The organism is Pseudoalteromonas sp. KJ63-1 (assembly GCF_055808145.1).
In genome coordinates this window covers 1,191,076-1,208,174 of sequence record NZ_CM147855.1, presented here as the reverse complement: position 1 = coordinate 1,208,174, position 17,099 = coordinate 1,191,076, and the positions used below count along the sequence as shown (strand labels likewise).

Annotated in this window: 8 protein-coding genes and 1 pseudogene; 2 read left to right on the top strand and 7 right to left on the bottom strand. The window is 42.2% G+C overall.

Features of this window, described 5'->3' with window-relative positions:
* Nucleotides 1–87: 87 nt before the first annotated feature.
* On the bottom strand, nucleotides 88–1,146 hold the full coding sequence (locus AC0L7Q_RS05680) for a hypothetical protein (protein WP_413401683.1): 1,059 nt from the start codon (nucleotides 1,144–1,146) through the stop codon (nucleotides 88–90).
* 368 nt (nucleotides 1,147–1,514) lie between these two features.
* On the opposite strand from AC0L7Q_RS05680, the pseudogene AC0L7Q_RS05675 reads away from it, so the two are divergent.
* Together AC0L7Q_RS05675 and AC0L7Q_RS05670 are read left to right on the top strand one after the other, a co-directional pair.
* A pseudogene (locus AC0L7Q_RS05675) lies at nucleotides 1,515–2,761 on the top strand (amidohydrolase).
* Between the two features lie 132 nt (nucleotides 2,762–2,893).
* Nucleotides 2,894–3,526, top strand: coding sequence for a trimeric intracellular cation channel family protein (locus AC0L7Q_RS05670; RefSeq protein ID WP_138609080.1), 633 nt, complete (start codon nucleotides 2,894–2,896; stop codon nucleotides 3,524–3,526).
* Between the two features lie 13 nt (nucleotides 3,527–3,539).
* On the opposite strand, the gene recD is transcribed toward AC0L7Q_RS05670, so the two are convergent.
* The 6 genes from recD to AC0L7Q_RS05640 all read right to left on the bottom strand — a co-directional run bounded on the left by recD (nucleotide 3,540) and on the right by AC0L7Q_RS05640 (nucleotide 17,094).
* Nucleotides 3,540–5,558 carry an exodeoxyribonuclease V subunit alpha gene (gene recD / locus AC0L7Q_RS05665; protein ID WP_413401680.1) on the bottom strand — a complete coding sequence of 673 codons (2,019 nt, stop codon included), beginning with the start codon at nucleotides 5,556–5,558 and terminating at the stop codon, nucleotides 3,540–3,542.
* On the bottom strand, nucleotides 5,555–9,121 hold the full coding sequence (gene recB / locus AC0L7Q_RS05660) for an exodeoxyribonuclease V subunit beta (RefSeq protein ID WP_413401678.1): 3,567 nt from the start codon (nucleotides 9,119–9,121) through the stop codon (nucleotides 5,555–5,557). Before recB ends, recD begins: the two co-directional genes overlap by 4 nt.
* Nucleotides 9,108–12,407 (bottom strand): exodeoxyribonuclease V subunit gamma, encoded by a 3,300-nt coding sequence (gene recC, locus AC0L7Q_RS05655; RefSeq protein ID WP_413401676.1) that lies wholly within the window; start codon nucleotides 12,405–12,407, stop codon nucleotides 9,108–9,110. Before recC ends, recB begins: the two co-directional genes overlap by 14 nt.
* A gap of 166 nt (nucleotides 12,408–12,573) precedes the next feature.
* Entirely contained in the window at nucleotides 12,574–13,635 is a 1,062-nt protein-coding gene (locus AC0L7Q_RS05650; protein ID WP_413401674.1) for an alkaline phosphatase D family protein, read from the bottom strand.
* Nucleotides 13,632–14,762: an alkaline phosphatase family protein gene (locus AC0L7Q_RS05645; protein ID WP_409425151.1), complete on the bottom strand. Its 1,131-nt coding sequence runs from the start codon at nucleotides 14,760–14,762 to the stop codon at nucleotides 13,632–13,634. The genes AC0L7Q_RS05650 and AC0L7Q_RS05645 overlap by 4 nt, the downstream gene beginning before the upstream one ends.
* A gap of 58 nt (nucleotides 14,763–14,820) precedes the next feature.
* On the bottom strand, nucleotides 14,821–17,094 hold the full coding sequence (locus AC0L7Q_RS05640) for a TonB-dependent receptor domain-containing protein (RefSeq protein ID WP_413401671.1): 2,274 nt from the start codon (nucleotides 17,092–17,094) through the stop codon (nucleotides 14,821–14,823).
* Nucleotides 17,095–17,099 lie beyond the last annotated feature (5 nt).

Here is a 17,099-nt window from a genome sequence, read left to right as displayed (position 1 = left end):
AGGTTTTCTTACCTAAAAATAAATAACTGCATAAAGCGAATTGGTATCAAAAGCGTGCAGCATATAAAGCCGCACGCACAATCATCTTTATGGGATCACATTATATATGAGCGTTGAAGCACTCAAATTATCAGAGTCTTTTACATAACGGTATTGTTTTTTCCAAAACCAACTACCGGTAGTTTCATCGATAGTTTCATACCCTAGTGTATCGCCAGCCACACTAATATTATTCATTGCCACCGTTACATTGCCTTGGCGCTGCGCTTGTTGAATTTCGTTATGGCTATAACTGTTAGTCATCATTAATGGATAATGGTATGGCATGAAGCCACTAACAGCATCACCTTGAGACTTTAAACGCCCATTAGTATCAATATTGGCGCTACAACTGCCAAATGAGCTTACCGAGCTTGCGCCACATGATGAGTGAGTAGCGACTACCGAATCATCGTTACCACGCAAAAAGCCAGCCGTTAAACCTAAGTAAGCATTGCCATCGGCCACAAAACGTAAACGCGGTGTGCGCGCATCAGGTAATGGCGCAATTCTACGTGCATTGTTAACTTTTAAATCATGCAATACGCCAACCGCCTCATTAACTTCACTGCCTAGCCACCAAGTTAATGCAGCATCTACAGCAAAATTCCACGATGCGGCGGTTAACGCACTCACGGCTAAATCGGCTAATTCACTGCCGCCACCAGCACCCGCTAAATCAAAGGTAGCAATAATATTAAGTGGTTTTAAACCCGCGTTTTCTAGCCAGTTTTCTTGGTTATCTATAATATATCGGGCAACTAAGTCACCGGTAGAGTGGGTTACAAACACGCAGCCTGGCTCGCATAAATTTGAGCGAGAGATCTGTTGTAGCTTGGGCCATACCCAATCTGTAGTAATTTTTCCTTCTATTCGTTCATACGCAGGCCAGTCAATGCGCTCGTCTGCACGGTTTACCCAATAAGACTGCCAATAACTTTGGCCATCGTTTACTACATCACTACCTGCTTTATTGGTAAGCTGGGATACTTGCAAACCATGAATTAAAACTACTTTATACTCTTTACTCATCGCAGAAAAACTCATTAAGAGCCCTATTGCTGCTGCAAATAAAGTCGCGCGTTTAAAAATGTGTGTGTTGTTCATATTAATCCTTAACTGATTCAATATTTTTATTATGCTTAGCTTGTTACACGCTGTTGTCAGTGCATGGTAAAAGCAATGCATTGACCAGTATTGGGAACAAATTTAAAAAATGCAACATTTTGTTATCATTTTCACCGTTAAAGCTAAATATTTGCGTTAAAATACGACAAAAGCGCCAAACTATTGTGTTAAACAAAATAGCTTTATCCCCTTCTTAAGCAGTATCAATAAACTTTCTTTTAACTGCGGTTAACTATTAAACAACACTACTTTTTATTGATGTAATAGCGTAAGTTAATTACACACGATGAAAACCAAGGAATTAAAATGATAAAAAAATAATTTTTGGCAGTGTTTTATTTACTGCAATTTCAGCGCCTAGTTTTGCTAGTAGTATTAACACCCAACTTGAACAAGCAACACAAAGTGTGAGTGAAAAAGTCGTTACATGGCGTCGCCATTTACATCAAAATCCAGAGCTGAGTAATCGCGAATTTGAAACCGCTAAGTACATTACTAACCATTTAAAATCACTGGGGCTTGAAGTACAAACCGGTATTGCGCATACCGGTGTTGTGGCAAAATTAAGCGGTGGTAAAAATGCCCTTTAATCGCCCTTCGTGCCGATATGGATGCTTTACCCGTTACCGAACAAGTTGATTTACCCTTTGCCTCTAAACAAACCTCAACCTATCGTGGTAATGAAGTAGGCGTTATGCATGCCTGTGGGCACGATACCCATGTTGCAATTTTAATGGCCGTAGCAGAGTCACTGGTAAAAATTAAAGATCAGTTAGCGGGTGAGGTACTGTTTGTATTTCAACCGGCTGAAGAAGGTGCCCCCGAGGGAGAAGAAGGTGGTGCTGAGCTAATGCTAAAAGAAGGTTTATTTAAATAAAAGCCAGAGGCGGTATTTGGCTTACATGTCACCAGCTCACTTAATACCGGGCAAATTGGCTTTAGAGAAGGGCCACTAATGGCCAGTGAAGACTCTTTCACAATTAGCGTAAAGGGTCGTCAAACCCATGGCTCGCGCCCTTGGAATGGCGTAGATCCCATAGTTGCTTCATCACAAATTATAATGGCAATTCAAACAATCGCCTCACGCCAAGTTGATGTAACTAAAGCACCTTCTGTTATTTCTTTTGGCGCAATTAATGGCGGCATACGCTCAAATATAATCCCTGATAGCGTCGAGCTAATTGGAACAATTAGAACCTTTGATCAAACTATGCGCGCCGATATTAAAAAACGTTTAGCTAAAACCGCTGAGCTGGTTGCCGAATCCGCTGGTGCAAAAGCCGACGTGCATATAGATCACGGTTACCCTGTAACAGTAAATAATGTTGCACTGACTCAAAAAATGACCCCTACGCTTGCCCGTATTGCTGGCGCTGATAACATTATTACCACAGACTTGATTACCGGTGCAGAAGACTTTAGCTATTATGCACTAGAAACCCCTGGGCTGTTTTACTTTTTAGGCGTTACTCCAAAAGATCAAAACGCTAAAACGGCACCAAGTAATCATTCACCTCAGTTTTATGTTGACGAAAGCGCATTACAACTTGGCGTAGAATCATTATCTCAACTGGTCGTTGACTACTTGCAATAACAACCCATCATAAAAGCACAGGGCTAATAACCTTGTGCTTGTGTTATAAAGAGTGCTATTCAGCTAGTATAAACCCCCAATCACTTACCTTTAATATCTAATATAAATTCTCAACTTGGTAAGGACACCTCAATGACGGCAGAGTATTTTAATTTTTTAAGTCTTATTGGCGTGGCATTCTTTGCAATTTCAGGTGCATTATTAGGCCACGACAAAGATATTGGTGGATTTGGTGTTGTCGTTGTTGGCTCAGTAACTGCGTTAGGCGGTGGCACGCTCAGAGATATTCTGCTTAACCAGCCTGTATTTTGGATAGCCAACCCCGATTATTTATATGCCACCTATGGCGCTATTTTTGTCACCGTTATGTTTATTCGCCACTTGCCCGACCTGTCTAACTATTACATGTTACTGGTTGACGCTATTGGTATGGCTATTTTTAATGTGGTCGGTATTGAAAAAGCGCTCATTGAAGGCACAACCATGGTGGTTGCGCTTACAATGGGAATGACAACGGGTATATTTGGCGGCTTAATACGTGATGTGATCTGTAGAGAAGTACCACTGGTGATGCGCGAAGAACTTTACTCCACCGCGTGTTTTGCAGGAGGCTTAACCTATGCCACGCTATTTTTATTAGAAGCTCCTTATTTATGGTGCATTATAGGTTCATTATTGGTAACCGTTTTTCTAAGATTGGGCGCACTGCATTTTGGCTGGCAACCCAACCTATTTAGAAAACGAACTCCAAAAATAAGAGATTAGTATAAGTATGGCTTTACACTAATCGCTCATACAAGCCTGACGCCCGTGATACACTTTTACCCATGGCCAGTTGCAGCACTTTTTTATCTGCCACCAGCTCAAAGGTCTGTTTTGCGCGGGTAATTCCCGTGTACACTAATTGCCTATTAATACCGATACTCGCCTGCTTGAGCGGTGGTAACACCATCGCGGTATAACTAAACTCTGAGCCTTGGGATTTATGAATGGTCATTACATACACTTTATCGTGCGCCGGAAGCCGTGCTGGAGAAAATGCCCGTTCATTGCCTTGTTCATCAATAAACACTGCCTTGAGCTGGCCGCTGTCATCGGGCATTAAAATCCCTATATCACCGTTAAACAATTTTAGCTGATAGTCGTTTTGACTAACCATTATCGGCATCCCTATATAATGCCGCTGATTAGGGTTAACGCTAATTAAACCTTGTTGCTGTAATACCCGTTCAATGCGCTGGTTTAAGCTATTAACACCATAATCGCCTTCACGTACCGCAGCAAGTAACTGATAACTGGCAAAAGCTGCATGCACTTGCGCAACACTGGCACCTTGCGCTATCAGTGTTAGGAAATTAGCATAATGACTTGCGGCACTATTTACTAACTTTTCAATTGGTGTGGAAACAAAGTTATAGTCTAAAATAATATCACTAAAATGCCCTTCGCTACTTTGTTGTTCAACATAGTTTAATATTCCACGGTTGTTGGTATTAACCGCCAGCGCCAATTGACCTATGCCACTTTTTGCATCAAACCGATAGCTATGTTGTAAAAAGGCAATGCAGTCAGCGAGTTTAAACCCACTTTGACTTTGCGCTTTGAGTTTAACAGCGCCATTAAAGCACAGCGTGTTCAATTGCTCACAGCGTACTTTTGAATAACGCGGTGTTTGTCCAAGCACTAACCCTTGGCATAAATCACTCATTACACTGCCAGTATCAACCGAAGCAAGTTGGTCTTTATCGCCGAGTAAAATCAATCGTGCATGATCTGGCAAGGCCTCAATTAATTTAGCCATAAGTGATAAGTCGACCATGCTGGCCTCATCAATAATCAATACATCAACATGCAGCGGATTGCTTTTATCGTGCCGAAATTTATTGGTAAATGGCTTAACTCCCAACAAACGGTGAATGGTTTGCGCACTTTGCGGGATCAACGCGTTAATATCATCCGGTATTTCACTCAGCTTATTTTTAGCCCCTAAAATTGACTCGGTTAGCCGAGCCGCTGCCTTACCGGTGGGTGCTACTAATTTAATGCTCAATGGCGCCGCTTGATATAACGATTGTAAAATCGCTAACAGCTTTGTTACCGTGGTGGTTTTACCGGTGCCAGGCCCGCCCGTGATCACACTAAAACCTTTTGTAGCGGCAATGGCACACGCTACTTTTTGCCAATCAATATCAATACTCGGATCATCAGGAAAGTAGCGAGTTAATAACTGAGCAAGTACTGCATCATCAATGTTAAGTTGTCGCTCGCTCATTGTTAGTAATCGTTGGGCAAGGGTCTGTTCATAACCAGCTAAACGAGAAAAATATAACCGTTGATTAAACAATTGCAGTGGCTTTTGCTCCCCAACACTATGATGTGAGAGTAAATAACGTATTGCCGCTTCAGTCGTAAAGTCATCACTAAATGGGCTGAGAGTGTCAGGCTGTGTGCCTTCTAGTTTAGTAAAGTCGCTTTGACGTAAATTAAACGGATTAGTCCAATCAACCTCTGTGAGGGTTAAACAACTATGCTGGCTTTGCTGCGATAAACACAACATTAAAATTATATAAAAGAGGTCGTCATACCCTTGCTGTGCGTTTGTGCCACTGAGCAATTCAGCCAGTTTTACATCAACTACACGCACTCTATGTTCGTCCGTTAAATACGTTAGCAACGGCACGACTTTGATGCTTTCGCTGGTCTGCATCGTTGGCTGTGCTGTTGTGAGCACAGGTTCATCTAAAGGCGCATCATCTAAGTCATCAAACAAACCCGGTTGTTGATTTAAATCACTCATAGCATGGCTCCTTGGCTAAACAAGCCATCTAAAATAACGACTTGATTTGCACTTAGCTGTTTAAAGTACACTCCCTCTCCTGCTGGCATACCGCGTAAAAAAGTATAATAAACACCGCCTAAATGCGCCTCTATTGAATAATCGGGAATTCGCTGTTTAAGCAAGCGATGTAGCGCTACGGTATAAATTAAATACTGTAAATGATATTGGTGGCTGGTCATGGCTTGCTCTAGCTGCTCTGGCACATAATCAGCGGCGGTGTTGCCCAAATAATTCGATTTATAATCTAAAATATAATACTTGCCTTGGTAGCAAAAAATTAAATCAATAAAGCCTTTTAGTAACCCTTTAACATGGGCAAACTCAAGTTTACTTTGGTTAAAGCCAAAATGTTTAATCAACACTTCATTAAGCTTAGGCGCACTGAGGCTGCTTAGTGGTAAGTTAAACTCCATTTCTACTAAACAGTCACTTGGCGCTAATTGGCTCAAACTTAAATTATTATCGCTGTTTAACGGGCAATTAAGTGCATCGAGTACCCATTGTTCGGTAATTTGCTGCCATTGCTCATCAATATGGTATTTATCAAAAGCACGCTCAATCACAGCCGTTAAGTTTTGCTCGGCATTCGTGGGATGATTTACCGGACTGGTAAAATCAATCTGCTCAAATATTTCGTGCAAACAACTCCCTGGTTTTGCACCCTTTGGAAAGCTATACGGTGAAGGAAGTTCATCTTGCTGCACAGCAAACTCATCTCTTTGATGATCTTCATCACTGCGCCCAGGAGCAAGTTGATCAGCATGCTTTTTAAAACTCAAGGCACTAAAGCTGGTTGCTCGCCAGTCACGTTCAATCTGCGCCGTTACTGTATTAATAAGTAAATCGTGCTGTTTAGTGTCACTATTTTTTAAGCGAAATATGCCCTGATCAACTAATTCGCCTGAGGTAAATTGCTGGTATTGCATAGCATGATTAGCCTCACAAAATTCACTTAAATGGGTGCGCCACACTTGGCTGCTGGTTATCTCTAACCCTGAGAACAACACATGCCCCAGCGCACTACTTTGAATTGCTAAACGGCTACTTTGCCCTTGAGAAATGTTATACACGCCCAGCGAACAAAAGTGCACTGCACGAGTCAGTGCTACATAAAGCAAACGTAAATCTTCAGCTAAACGTTCTTGCTCGGCCTTTTGCAGGGCATCTTCATCTTTACTTAAATCGTATATCAGCTTGCCATCTTGATGATAAAGCGCGTCTTTAGTTTCACGATAACCACTGGCAAATGGCATAAATACCAAGGGGTATTCAAGCCCCTTAGAAGCATGCATAGTCACGATTTTAACTAAGTTCGCATCACTTTCTAAGCGAACTTGCACTGTTTCGCCATCTTGCTGGCTCACCTTTTGCGCAAACCAACGTAATAAACGAAGTGTCCCTTCAAGCTCAATTTGTTTTTGCTGCAGTATTTCGCCTAGGTGCCTGAAGTCGGTAAGCCACCGCTCTACGTTATAGCCCAAACCTTGCCATTTGGCACTGAGCTGATTATGACTCAGTAAGCGTTCAAGCATTGCCATTGCCCCTTGCTTATGCCAAATATGGCTAAGTTGAGCAAAAAAGTTTAGGTGTTCTTGCCAGCTATTTTCATCATCGGCTAGAGCAAAAATATCGTTATAGCTTAAACAAAATAAAGGGCCGGCTAATACACCGCGTAGTAATGCCTCATCGTACTGACCATGCAAAGCCGTTAAAAAATTGAGCAAGTGATGACTTAACTCTTGGCTAAATACACTGTCGCGAGACAAATACACACTGGCAATATTAGCTTTACTCAGCGCTTGCTTCATTATTTGTGCCTCAACGCGGTCGCGCACCAAAATACAAATATCAGCAGCACTGACAGGGTTAGCGCCAATACAGGCAACACCTTGGTTTGCTTGCTCAAGTAAAGTAACTATTTTATTAGCAAAATGGGTGGCTAAATGTGCTTGCCCTACGCCTTTACTGGTCGGCTTATTTTTTTTATCGCCGGCTTCATCTACAAACACATTAAATTCAAACGCGGTGGCAGGTTTACCGTCAATTAAAAACGACTCATCTGCTTTTTTTCCTTTCGCTTTCACTTTATTAAATGGAATAGCGTCGTTATAAATAAAGCTGTTGTCGTATTTGCTAAAAAAGCTATTTACACTATTTACAATATCACTGCTTGAACGAAAGTTAGTGCCCAATGTAAATTGTTGTGGCTCATCTACCGCTTCTTTTGCGCCAATGTAGGTAAATATATCTGCGCCCCTAAACCCATAAATTGCTTGTTTAGGATCGCCTATCATAGCTAAAGTGGTATTGCTTTGAGCATAAATTTTACTAAAAATACCGTACTGAATCGGGTCAGTATCCTGAAACTCATCTATCATTGCCACCGGAAATAACTGCGCTATTTTTTGTGCGAGCACATCACCTTGTTCACTCTTTAAGGCACTGTGTAAATTAGTCAGTAAATCGTCAGGAGTGATCACGCTTTGTTCTTGTTTGCGTTTAACTATGGCCGCTTTTACCCAGCTCGCCGCATATTGCACTATCGCAATTTTTAGCCCTTGGTTGATGGTGTTGTTAAGTGCGGCTAAGGCATCGAATTGGCTAATAAGTGGATGAGTCAGTAATGTGCCATTTTTTTTATAATTAGCTGCATTACTTAAGCTCTCGCTACTCCACACCTCAAACGAATACTTACTGGTACCAAATTCAAAAAAGTCATCATTGCCTAAGCAAAATGCTTCAAGTGCAGCAAGACTGCCCTTTCGCCCAGGTGTTTTTGAGCCACTTAAATCGGATGCTTTAACAGCACCAATAAACTCTTGCTCTAGGCACGCTTTTTTAAAGGCTGGAACACGCGCCAAGTATTCATCTCGCGCTTGCCATACCGCATCTAAACTAACTTGCGGTGTTATCTCTGCGTTCGCCTTATTTAAAATACTACTTACATGACTAAATAGTGATTCGGGCGCGGCAAATACCGCTAAAATCGCATCTGTTCTTTCTTTACTAAGTGGGTATACAAACGCGCGCCAAAAGTCTTTTATGGTTTCTAGCAGAATATCGCGCTCATCTAAAATGAACTCTAAGTTAAATGCCACACCGGATTCAAAAGCATGCTGCTTTAGCATTCGCTGACAAAAACCATGAATGGTAAAAATAGCTGCTTCGTCCATTGATTTAGCTGCAGCATCGAGTAAGTCAAATGCACGGTGCTTGTCATCAACGCCCGCTATTACGCCTTCAATTAGCTCATCATTAGGTACTTGCCCCAGTAACGCATCACGCGCAGCAATAATACGGCTACGAACACGGTCTTTAATTTCTTGCGTGGCGGCATCGGTAAAGGTGACTACCAAAATTTGCTCAACGCTCAATGGCGTATTCAGCTCACCAGGTATTTGCATGCCCAATAAATAGCGCAAATACAAACCCGTGATCGTGTAGGTTTTACCTGTGCCAGCACTGGCTTCAATTAAGCTTTGCCCTGATAATGGCATGGTGAGTGGATTAAGCGCTTGCATAGTCACTCTCCTTGGCATGCTCAAATAATGGGGCGAGTAGCTTATCGCTCCAATGTATAAATTCGTCTTGGCAGTCATTAAGTGATTGCACCGTTAAACGAATATATGGGTTTTCCCCCTCACCTCGGCCAATATACTGTGGACTAAATTTACTGTTGGCTTTTGCCATATCACCACCGCTTTTCACGTATTCATAACCACTTACCGGAAAAAACGCCACGGGCTTGTTGCGTAATTCTTTATAAAGCTCAAACCAATCTGCGAGCAGTAAATCGGCATCGGCTTTACTCATTGGAGCAAAGCTAATTTGCTTATCTAAACCCAGCAATAAGGTTTCAACCTCCTGTTGCATGCTTTGTGCAGCAAGGTGATAAATAAAGCCTTTAATTAAATCTTTAGCTTTAATACTGGCACTGCGATAAAACACTTGTTTTTGCATATACACATGGTTTAGCCAGCCTTCAATGGTGGTGTTTTCAAGTGACAGTAATACTTCTATCGGTTCGCTTTTACCCGCTTTTATTTGTTGTTTTACTTGCCCTGCAAGCGCATCAACGCGATGTTGCATGCTTTCATAAATTAAGCTGCCAACATGAGCTTGCGGCAACTCACCGCGCTGCAGTATTTGTTCGGTACTTAGTGGGATATCGTTAATATTAGCTTCAAGTATTTCATCAAGGTAAAAATAACGGCGTAGCGCATCTAAGCTAAACGGTTCTTCATCTTTGGCTATGTCGTTAAATTGCGGCAAACGTAACCCTAAGCTTTGCTGATAAAAGCTCTCTTGGGCATGGCACACACTGCGAATAAACACATCAAGATCAAGTAGCTCTGGAGGCGTTACATCAAGTGCAGTGATTGCTTTTGGCTCAATGGCCTCGCTAGGCAGCCAAATTGGGTTATAGCTGTGGTTGTTAAGCCCTGCCTGTTCAGCGCTAGCTGGCAGATAATACTGACTATTAAAAGGTTGTAAATGTTGTTGGCTAATAAGACAATCTGGCAAGGATTTATCACTGGGTTCGCTAAGTTTGAAGCTGCGACCTATGTATTCTAACAATTCACTGACAAGCGTTGATGGCATGCACGGCTGGTTGTCAAAACATGATCGGCCAATGTAGCTCATATATAAATTATCTCGGGCACTGAGAAGTGCTTCTAAAAAGAGGTAACGGTCATCGAGTTTTCGTGAACGGTCACCTTTTTGCTTTTTAGAGTAAGGTACTAAGTCAAAACCGATAGGCTGCACGGTACGTGGGTAATCGGCATCGTTCAAGCCTAACATACACACTACCTTAAACGGCACGGCGCGCATTGGCATTAACGTACAAAAATTCACTTGCCCCACTAAAAAACGTTGGCCGACACCTTTTTCTTGTATGCCTTGTTTAATTAAATAGCTAACAATGCGCTGCGACACGGCCTCACTGTAATCACCATTATCATGATGTTTACCAATGTCTTCGAGTACTTTTTGCAGTACTAATAAATCCCAACTGTCGTCACTTTCGCTCTCATAAATAGTATTGAGCAGCTCATTTAAAATTTGGGCTTTATTGGTGAGTGTGTCATCGGGGGTGAGCTTAGCTTTAAAGTCTTGCAACACATTAATAAAATGTACCAGCTTGTTGAGTGTATCGAGCGCCATGCCCTCAACCTCATCGGCACTGTAAATACCATTAAATGGGCATTGTTCATCGCGCATGGCAATACCCAGTAGTAGCCGGTTTAAGCCATGTTGCCAAGTGTTAAGCTCAATTGCGGGTAAATCAAAGCTACTTTTATGTTCAGCGTTTACGCCCCATTTAACGCCAACGCGCTCCAACCAAAACTGAATTTGCTCATATTCATGCGCTTCTAAGCCAAATTTTTCAGCAATTTGGGTAACCTGTAATAAATCGAGAATATCCGACACGCCAAAGCGCGAAAACGGTAAATTAGCTAAACTAGCAAACGAACTCAGTACTGGCTTTTCTTGCTCTATGGCTAAATCAGCTAGCGCATAAGGTATAAATCGGCTGCCCTGTGCACCACCAAAAACTGCTTCAATATAAGGGCTGTAGGTACCAACGTCGGGCATCATCACAATTATGTCTTTGGGGGTAAGCGCTGGGTTCTGATTAAACAAATTAAGTAAGTAATCGTGCAAACGCTCTACTTCTCGAAGTGGTGTATGGCAATCGCTAAGTGTAATGCTTGCATCGTTTACACTTATTGGCAGCTTGCCCTCATCGTTAATAAACCATTCTTTGTTATCGGTGAGCGACTCACCTTTAAAGGCAAGTTGGTAAATTTCACTTTGCACTTGGCCAAGTAAGCTGTCGTCAAATGCATCTATAAAGCCATCAATCCAGCGGGCATCTAGCTGCACTAGTTGCTCAAAATAATCGCGGCCGAGTTTACCCCACGACGACAATAGCGGATTACCAATAAAATAGTATTCCTCATCAGGGTTGGTGTGCTTTTTTTGCTGTGCTTCCACCAGCGGCATTTTTGCGTATTTAGCGGTGATTTTAGCTGCTGTTTTTTCATCAATAATATCGCCCCAGTAATGCTCGCTAGGGTTAAAAAAGAACAAAAACACTTCAGTTTTTTTACTTAAGGCTTCAAACACCTCAAGCTGCGAGCTAGCAATGGCAGATATGCCAAATAAACTAATGCGTTTTGGCAATAAGCTGCTATCCATGCTCTCAAGTGCACTGAGTAACTGCCCTTGCATATTGGCACGGTGAAATTGGCTTTGGCCTAGCTGCTTGCTTAATTTGACGATACGACGCCATAAATCGGGTTGCCAAGGCGCAATGGTTATATCAACATCATCAAGCTCATCGGTGCCACTATCCCATGTGGCTATCCAATGTGGGCGGTACATTAAATATTGGTCGTACACATCGGCTATTTTTTCACATAGAGCAAAGGTTTTTTGACCGTCAATATCACCCTCTAAATAGGTTTTAAGCGGTAAGTACAGCGGTTCATTTATGCACTGGGGTAAAATGGCAAATAATTTCCAAGCAAGATTAGGTTTGTTAAAGGCCGACTCTTTAGGCACGTTTGGCAGTAATTGCTGATACAACTGCCAAATAAAACTCGATGGTAGCGGAAAGTCTACCTGTGCAGCTACGCCTAAATTTTCACTTAAACCGATTTTAAGCCATTGCGACATACCCGGCGATTGCACTAACACCACTTCTTTATCAAATGGGCTTTGCAATGGGTTTATTTTTAATAGCTGATGAAACTGCGCTTGCAGGGCTTCCATACGGTTTGATTGAATAATATTGAGCATACGATACCAGCCTTACTTGAGATAAAGCCAGTGTAAGATATTTTCAATTTAAGCGGTAGCGCTAAGAGGAAATTGGCATTAATAAATCAGCAAGTTAGCCCGCCGACAGATGAAATTTTAAACGCACAGCTTTACCCGCAGTGCGTTTATTATTTAAATGGTGATGCTATTTATAAGGACTAATACTTGAAAGACTAAAGTCACTTTGCATAATAACCTGACCCTCAATGCCTTTAAGCTTTAATGAAATAGCAGGGTCGACTTGTTGCCAGTCTATGCTTAAATCACCATAGTTAACATTATGCGTGTAATCACCCACACGATGCTGGTTAGGGCTAACGTCTTTCCACTTTTCTGTCAGGCCTGAGCTGGTCATTTCAATAAGCGGGTAATCAAGATTGTGTTGATACCTTGAAATCTCGCCCCAATGAGTATCGCCACTAATAATAATTACACCATTTATTTGGTGTTTTTTAATTAGCGCAAATAAACGATTTCGATCCTCTGGAAAATTTGCCCACGACTCCCAGCCGGTAAAATCTGGCAGTAACTGCAAGCTTGACGCTATTAGCTTTATTGCCGCTGGCTTTTTCAGCTCGGCTTCAAGCCATCGCCACTGTGCTTCCCCTAGCATTGACGCGCCTTTAACTTCAGTTGGACTGTACGGGCCTTGGTTATTTAGTTTACGCTTGGTGTAATACTCAAGCTCGCTAACAGAATTAAGTGTGTCACGATTAAAGCGTAAATCTGGCATGATCACCTGCACGGTTTGCTCGCCTTCGCCATACATGTACGAGGTATAAATACCATCAGCACGGGTACGGCGTTTTGAATTAGCAGGTTCTTGCCAAAAATCGAGCATGATTTGCCGCGATGCTTCCTTATGCGGATACTCTTTCCCCGCGTCATTTTGACCATAATCGTGATCATCCCACATGGCTATTATTGGTGTTTTTGCGCGTAGTGCTTTAAAGCCAGGCTTTGCCCCAAGGCGTTGGTATTTATTTTTAAGTACAGCCATGTCGTTAGTATCGCCATAAATGTTATCGCCTAAAAAAATAAATAAATCACTCTGCTCTTTGTTGATGGCGTTAAATATAGGAATGTCTTTATCTTGGTGCCCGCAGGAACCAAATAATATTTTAGACGGCGCAGCCATTGCTCCACTGCTAATCACAATAGTCAGTGACAGTGCAGAATACTTAAGGGTTTTTAGTAACTGTTTCATTTTAAAATCTCATTAATAGCCGGTGCCATATTAGGGTTAATTATGTGTGGGTTTTGCCCAAGTGCTTTTAAAACGGTGGCGGCAACTTGCGCTTGTTTAAGCTCGTTTTTAGTTTTAATTAAACCGTTATTTTTAATTGCAGGGCCAATGGCAGCAAGCCAAATATGCTCAGAGCCTACTATGCCGTTAGGAAACACATCTGCGCCTAGGTTAAGCTCTAGCAATGCTCGACGAGAACTGTGATGCTGCCAATCACTGGCATGACTTCCACGGCCATGATCAGTAGTAACGATCAGCGTCGTATTATTTTTATAACCTGGGGTACTTTGAATGGTTTGCCACAAATCTTTTATAAATGCATCGCTTTGCTTAGCCGATTTTAAATAGGCGTCGTAATGCCCATCGTGAGCAAAATCATCAGTTTCTCCCAAACTAATCACCAATAGTCTTGGCTTTTTCGCCAGCATATACGCCTTAGCAAAACGATAGGTAAAACTATCAAGCCGCACATTGTGCCAAGGGCTGGGTATTTCTGTTTGTAGCGCATTAAGTAGCGCTGCGTCGGCAAATAAATCATCAGCAACGGGCATAAACCCCGCATTCACCTGCACCTTGCTGCGCTGGGTATTTACAATGAAAGGAAACACATCCCAACTACCAAATAACGCGGTGCTGTTTTTAAATTCAGGTTGGGCGTTTAAACGCTCTAAAATAGTTTTATTTGGATTAAATACCTTGTCGTTACTGTTGATACTTTCATCCACTTCACCAGTAAGAATTTCGTTATACCCAGGATATGAAAAATACCACGGGTTACTCACCGACATAGTTGAGCCTTTAGCCCTATCGCCAATAATTACGCCTTGCTTTGCAATGGTTTGAGTTAAAAATGGCATTAACAACTGTTGACGCTGTTGCACACTTTCATGCCAAAACTGGCTTTTTAATTGCGCTGGTTGCTTAACAAACTCTTTATTATTAATCAGCTTGTTATCGGCACCATTGAAGACTTCTTGCCAGCGAACTCCATCTAAAGTTACCAACACCACATTTTGCGGTGCAGCCAAAACCGCCTGACTGTTAAGTAAAGCCAAACCGATTATTAGTATTGTTATTATTGTTTGCATACACACCTCGCTTAATAAAAAGCCCATCAATGATGGGCTTAATTACGTTTATTACGTTTTAAAACGTGGCGGTTAACGTCACGGCTGCTGTGCGTGGGGCGCCAATAAAGTAAGTGCTCCCATTACCTGTGCCGCCTGCTAGGTAGCTTTCATCAGTAATGTTGTAAACCACAAAAGCAATATCAACGGCTTTAAACGGGCCAGCATTAACTTCGGCTGCATAACCTGCGTTTAAATCAACCACGGTGTAGCTATCTACATCGCCACGCTCACCAGTGTATTTAGCCGATAAACCAAAGCGGAAATCACCGCTGTAATAATCGGTTGAAAGCACAAATAAATCATCTACTGAGTCAATTACTTTGCCTCCTGCTTCAAACCCTGGCGCATCGCCTTTGTATTCAGAGCTATTATTGGTGTATGAGCTATATACATTCCACTCATTATTAAGCATGTAACTTGCTGACAGCTCTAAACCTTTGGATTCAATACCGCCCACATTTAAGTACGAGCCATTTGTGCCTATGGTGTAGTCTATACCGCCGGTGTCACTGCCTGGAGCTATAAAGGTGATACGGTTATCAAATTCAATTGAATAGGCCGTTGCCGTTAGTTTAAGTGCATTATTTTGATAGCGTACACCTAGATCAATATTTTCAGCGGTTTCTGGCTTAATAGCTGATAAGTCAGAGCTGTCGCGCTCAAGCACACCATCTTTAATGGCGGCAAAGTTTTCGCTATAGCTGGTAAATAACTCAGTATTACTATTTAGCTGATACAAAATGCCGCCACTAAATAGAAGGTCTGAATCACTGTTTACTTTAGCTGTTGTCGCATTTTGATAATGGTCATACTTTTCTATGTCTACTAAGTACTTTTTAACCCCTAGGTTAAGGGTTAAATCGCCAAATGCCATTGAGTCTTGGGCGTACCATTTAAGAATGTCGGTTTCAAAGGTGTTTTTGTATTGCGTCCAGTATGGGGTGTTATCAAAGTGATGATAAATGCGCGCATCTATAACTTTATGCCAATCACGCGACTCATCACGGTCGCTTTGCTCATACCAAAAACCCGCTTCTATATCATGCATGCCAAAGGTCGCTTGATAATTAGCGGTTACCCCTAAACGATCTTTATTGTAATGAGTATGACGATAAGACATAACTGGCGTGGCATCAGCGTCGTAACACGCAGGGTTAAGCTCAGGTCCCGACTCCCACGGCCAGTTTAAGCTTGCTGTACAACCTGCGTTGGGAGCAAGTGGGTTGCCATTACTATCTGTAAAGCCATAAGAGCCTGCGTTTGTACCACCTTCCGTGGTTGGGTTGCCATTTTCATCTACAGGAGACGTTAAATACGGAGGGATCCAATCGCCTCGGCCTGAGTTTTTATGATAATACGGGCTAATGGTTAACAATGAGGTGGGTGAAATCGCGTATTCAAATTTTAAATACCCTAGAGTATTTTCACGTAGCGTGCCCCAACCTTCTGCAAACATTTGGTCAAAGTGCGGAACGCCTGTCCAGTTCCATGTTAGTTGATCCCAACCTGGAGTTTGTTCAAATTGTGCCAAGCTCACGCTGTTGTAATTCGTCTCGCTTACATCATCGTAAGATAAACGCCCTGTTATAGTTAACTCATCAAGGGTGGTGACAAATTTCGCTTCAGCATGTTGGTTATCTTTACCACCATTGCTACCCGAACCAATCCAACGGCTAGTATCGGTTTGCGAGTAACTTACATACGCTTGAGTATTATCGAAAATGGTGCCAGTTTCGTGTTTAACGTAATAGCGGCTCGCGTCATGGCTGCCTGAGGTATATGCAAAAGTGGTGCTTTTTTCAACGCTAGGCGCTTTACTTACAAAGTTAAAAGTACCGCCTAGTGCTTCTAACGAGGCAGATTTAATATCTGAGGTACCTTGGCCAACTTCCACTGTCACCAAGTTTTCGCTATCTAGGTAACGATTCGCTTTAGCACCACCGCCATAATTAGAACCGCCATTAGGAATACCGTCTACCGTCATACCTAATTGCTGCTGGTTTGAGTCAATACTAAAACCACGCATGGTGATAGTTGTTGACCAATCGTCGCCGCCAAATGCGTCGCCTTCGTTTATGCTAATGCCAGGTAAGTTATCTATTACTGATAACACACTCGATACCGAGCTTTGTTGCTCAAGCATGGCAGGTTCAATAACGTTGTTTGCATAACTGGTTGGTTTTGCAGTAACGGTTACTTCTTCTATCACGTCATCGTTAGCATAAGCTGAAGTTGATACCGCCATGGCCACAGCCATGCTCAAAATCGATTTATTTTTTAAAGCGTACATTGTTG